Consider the following 4,960-nt stretch of genomic DNA (forward strand, 5'->3'; position numbering starts at 1 on the left):
GGGTACTGGGTTGAATATGGGGGTTGGTTCGGGCGCTGGTGTTGGTTCTGGCGCGGGTATGGGCGTTGGTGTTGGTGGTGTTGGTTCTGGCGCTGGTATGGGCGTCGGTGTTGGTTCTGGTGGTGTTGGTTCTGGCGCTGGTATGGGCGTCGGTGTTGGTTCTGGTGGTGTTGGTTCTGGCGCGGGTTCTGTCGCGGGTGTTGGTGTTGGTGGTGTTGGTGTTGGTGGTGTTGGTGGTGTTGGTGGTGTTGGTGGTGTTGGTGTTGGTGGTGTTGGTGGTGTTGGTGGTGTTGGTGTTGGTGGTGTTGGTGGTGTTGGTTCTGGCGCGGGTTCTGGCGCGGGTGTTGGTGTTGGTGGTGTTGGTGGTGTTGGTGGTGTTGGTGTTGGTGGTGTTGGTTCGTTCAGGGGAATGGCAGAGACAGTAGCGCTGGCGGGGCTGGTAGCGCCCTGGTTGTCTGTAGCGCTGTAGGTGAAATTTGCTGTTGTAAAGTTGGCTGTCGATTGGAAAAATAATTGGTTAATGTCAGCAGGTGTCAGAATTTGACCGGCGGTGACAATGGTGCCGCCGGTATCGGGATCACCTAAAAATATCAGCCCTTCATTTGCTGGTGGGACGGTGTTGATGGTAAAAGATTCGATCGACCCGTCTGGATCTGTGCCGCCTAGTCCTGCGATCGCCACAGTGCTGCTGGGGGCGATATCGAGGTCGACGTTGTTAGCTACTGGCGGTTTGTTTGGCACCGGCTCCAGCGCCGATACAGTAGCCCTGGCGCGGCTGGTAGCACCCTGGTTGTCTGTAGCGCTGTAGGTGAAATTTGCTGTTGTAAAGTTGGCTGTCGATTGGAAAAATAATTGGTTAATGTCAGCAGGTGTCAGAATTTGACCGGCGGTGACAATCCGGCCGCCGGTATCGGGATTGCCTAAAAATATCAGCCCTTCATTTGCTGGTGGGACGGTGTTGATGGTGAAGGATGCGATCGAACCGTCGGGGTCGCTTCCTCCGAGTCCTGCGATCGCCACAGTGCTGCTGGGGGCGATTTCGAGATTGACGTTGCTAGCTATCGGTGGTTGGTTGGCGGGAGTCGGAGTCGGAGTCGGAGTCGGTGGGAGTGGGGGAGTCGGAGTCGGGGTAGCGGCGATGCTGGTGGCAACAGTTGCGCCGGGCTCGCTGCCGTTATTGTTGCCGGGATTCGGGTCATTAGTGGTTGAGGTACTTCTTGCCGTGTTGCTGACAGTGCTGGTCGCCGGGACTGGGAATGTGACTCTCCGGCTGACGGTCACGCCGTCAGCTAAGCTGGCAATGGGCGGAAAGCTGACAATGCCTGTGGCTGGGTTGTAAACACCGCCGTTGGATGCTGTGACGCCCGTTAAACCGGGAACGATGGTGTCTGTAACGGTGATGTTGGTGGCGGTACTGGGTCCTCTGTTTTCGGTGAGAATGGTGTAGGTGACTGTCGAGCCGGCTGCAGCAGCAGGCGGCCCGCTTTTGAGTGTAACTACATCGGCACTATCGGTGACCGTGGTGGTGACTCGCGCCGACGGGTTGCTGCCGTTGTTGTTGTCAGGATTGGGGTCTGGGCTCGTTGAGTTGCTGCTAGCAGTGTTGGCGATGGGGCCGCCGGTGGCGGGAATTGGAAAACTGACGGTTCTGTTGGTGCTGGCTGTGCTGGCTAGGGATGTGATCGTCGGCCAAGTCACAATACCTGTAGTTTGGTTGTAAGTTCCGCCCTCGGAGACGCTGACTCCTGTTAAACCCGGAACAATGCTATCGGCGATCGCCACATTGGTTGCCGCACTCGGCCCACTGTTAGCCGCCGTAATTGTGTAGGTGACTGTCGAGCCTGCAGCAGCAGTAGCCGGCCCGGTTTTGCGCGTAACTACATCGGCGCTATCGGTGATAGTAGTGGTGACTCGCGCTTCGGGGCTGGTGCCGTTGTTGTTGGCAGGATTGGGGTCTGAGCTCGTTGAGGTGCTGCTAGCAGTGTTGGCGACGGTGCCGCCGGTGGCGGGAACTGCGAAACTGACGGTTCTGTTGGTGCTGGCTGCGCTGGCTAGGGATGCGATCGCCGTCCAAGTCACAATACCTGTAGTTTGGTTGTAAGTTCCGCCGTCCGACACGCTGACTCCTGTTAAACCAGGAACAATGCTGTCGGCGATCGCCACATTGGTTGCCGCACTCGGCCCACTGTTGGCTGCCGTAATTGTGTAGGTGACAGTCGAGCCTGCCGCCGCAGTAGCGGGTCCGGTTTTGACCGTCACTACATCGGCGATATCGTTCGTAATAGTGGTGGTGACTCTCGCCTCCGGGCTGCTGCCGCTGTTGTTACCGGGTACGGGATCGATCGTGCTGCTGCTGCTGAATACACTGTTTGTAATAGGGCCGAGTGTAGTTGGGGCCGTAATAGTTACTGTGCGGGTCTCGCTGCCCCCAACCGGTAAATTCGGAATATTCCAGGAAACCAGTCCCGTTGTCGGGTTGAAAGTGCCGTCGCCCTCGGCACTGCCAAATACTGCCCCATCGGGCAATTGATCTTCAACCACCACGTTTTCGGCGTCGTTCGGGCCGTTATTTACCGTCGTAATTGTGTAAGTAATGCTGCTACCCGGTGCCGCTGCCGCCGGGCCTGTTTTCGTTGAGGCAACATCTGCTGTAGTAAGCGGCACGTCTATAGTTTGGATAGACAAAGTGCGAACGTCGTGAATATTTGTTGCGTCTCCCGTTGAACCAGCAAAACCAAATTTGAATGTTTCCGGGATTGGCTCGTTTATCTCCTCTTCTAAATTTGCAATGTCGATAATAGTCTCGCCCTCATCTGTAAACAAACCATTATTGTTGAGATCAAAGTTAACAGTGAGACGGTTTGGCGTTGCAGAAGTGGGAGGTTGCAAAATAACTTGAACTCTTCTTCTGGCTGGTTCGCGAGTGGTAGTAATTGCATTGATCGGCGGAGTTACGGGATTGGGAATATTATCTACTCCCCCCGGCACAAAGTTAGAAGTTAAAAACTTATATTCACTAGCTTCGCTACCTCGAAGCGTTACCGAGTCTGGTCTAATCCCACCCGGAATTCCACCTACACGCCCTTCATTTTGAGTTGAAAAACTTCCGAATTCATCAAATCCAATTCCTAAATAACCTCCGAGTAAACCAGACTGATTTTCGTCTGTATTTTGGGCGTAGCCGAGAGAACCTCCAAAGCCTCCAGCTTTTGTTGGCGTCACAGTACCGTCAATTAAAAAGAAACTTATGCCGTCCCCTGTCAAATTGGCGGGAATCGGAGGACGTGAAGTGCCATTGTAGGCAAATATATCGAAGACAATTTTAAGACCGCTGCTGACTGGTACCTGACTGTTATAGATGGCAAAGGTAGATTGGTCAAAACTTCTTGAAGTTAATCTCAAAGCCCCAGTGCCGAGCGGGTCGATGTTCAAACCCGGAAAACTCTCCGTTCCGGTTCCTGCTGTTAAAGCTGGAAGGTCTGACGGGCCGCTGACCCCAGATATCCAAGGCCCTATTAGACTTGCGTCTTGAAAAGTTTCGTCAACTAAAGTGACGAGGACAGCGCTGTAAGTTTCCTGGGTTTTTGTTTCAAAAGCTATTGCAGTTTTTACTCGTCCTGCTTTAATATTTAATTGCCAGTTACCTCCTAATTTTTCACTACCAATTAGATTATTGGAAGCTGCTATATTTGCGCCTGTTAATTCTCTCAGCTTCCGGACGAAAGCAATCCCGGATTTTCCAGCCCCAACCCTGCACGCTAATAATAAAATATCGGCTTTTTCGCTAAAGGCATTTCGCCACTGCTGCAAATGCCGATCGTACTTTGGTAAGTTTTCATCTTTCAGTACAGTTGACCCCAGTTGCACAGAACCTTCATTGCCGTGAGCAACAATCTGAAGGCTGGCAATTAAGCTGCGTTTAGCTAGAATTTCTGTAATTTGTTCTACTCCGTCCAGAGTTCGATCCAGGACAATTATCTCTGTCCCTGGTTTGGCTCCGCTGACAAGATGCTGATAATTCTCTACCCTCGGGTCGATGCAAACTAAATATTTTTTATTATCGGTCTTGACCCGAAGACTCGTTTTTGTTAAATTTGTTAAACAGTAAATATCGCTCAGGCGATCGCCCGCTAACGGCTCCCCTATCACACCAGCTTTTATGCAGTCTTTGTCGCGGCGATCGCAACTTGATTTGTGAATTGGCGAAGAGTAGTTGCACCATAAATTTTTCATGAGTTACATAGCTCCTTGATTTGTTAATTTTCAATCTTCAGTGGTAGATATTATTGTTAATTGCTCATTGGAAATTTCTAATTGCTAATTTCTCTACTTCGCATAGTTAACAAGTTCTATTTACTTCGATTTTTTTGTGATCGACATCTTCCAAAAGTAGCAGTTCCCTGTATTTACCTGGTAAATTAGGGCTTTTTCAGCCAATTCAGACGTGGTGCTAAATTATTATACGATGAAAAAAAACAGACACGATGTACGAAAATACGCCGTGTAATTAGATTTTTTTTACCTAAAAGCAGTTGACAAGTATTCGTTAGTGTAGTAAGTATGGCTTAATTTATCAGATTTTTATTAAGACTTGAGTTCTTATCAAAACCAATTTTAGGTCTGTCAATCAGCAGAATCTCAGATAATCTATATTTCACTCAAACAATGGTTATAACTTTTGTAGTCATCAACTTCGTTTTTTGACTTTTATCCGGAATAACTTACTAACTAAAAACCAATTTCATTGTCGTCAGGAAGTCGAATCACCCACTAATTCACTAGCTTGATTTTTCTGATTTTTTAAAGATTAAAAAACTCGGTTTATTTAATAACAAACCGAGTTGCTATAATCTTAGGAAAAATGCAGCATATTGAAGGCGCTTTTGTCTTAAGGAGCCAGAGTGAGAAAATCGAGAGAAGTAATAGTATTATCAGCCCCAAAAACCTGAGCCAAAACCTC

1 protein-coding gene is annotated in these 4,960 nt (G+C 49.6%); it reads right to left on the minus strand.

Annotated features, from left to right (window positions below; translation table 11 throughout):
* Window positions 1–4,233 (minus strand): DUF4347 domain-containing protein (locus QUB44_RS30010; RefSeq protein ID WP_333373397.1); only part of this gene is annotated, 4,233 nt, incomplete at its 3' end.
* Window positions 4,234–4,960: the final 727 nt, after the last annotated feature.

Origin of the sequence: Microcoleus sp. AT3-D2 (assembly GCF_036705715.1) — a bacterium.
Classification (GTDB): Bacteria; Cyanobacteriota; Cyanobacteriia; order Cyanobacteriales; family Microcoleaceae; genus Microcoleus.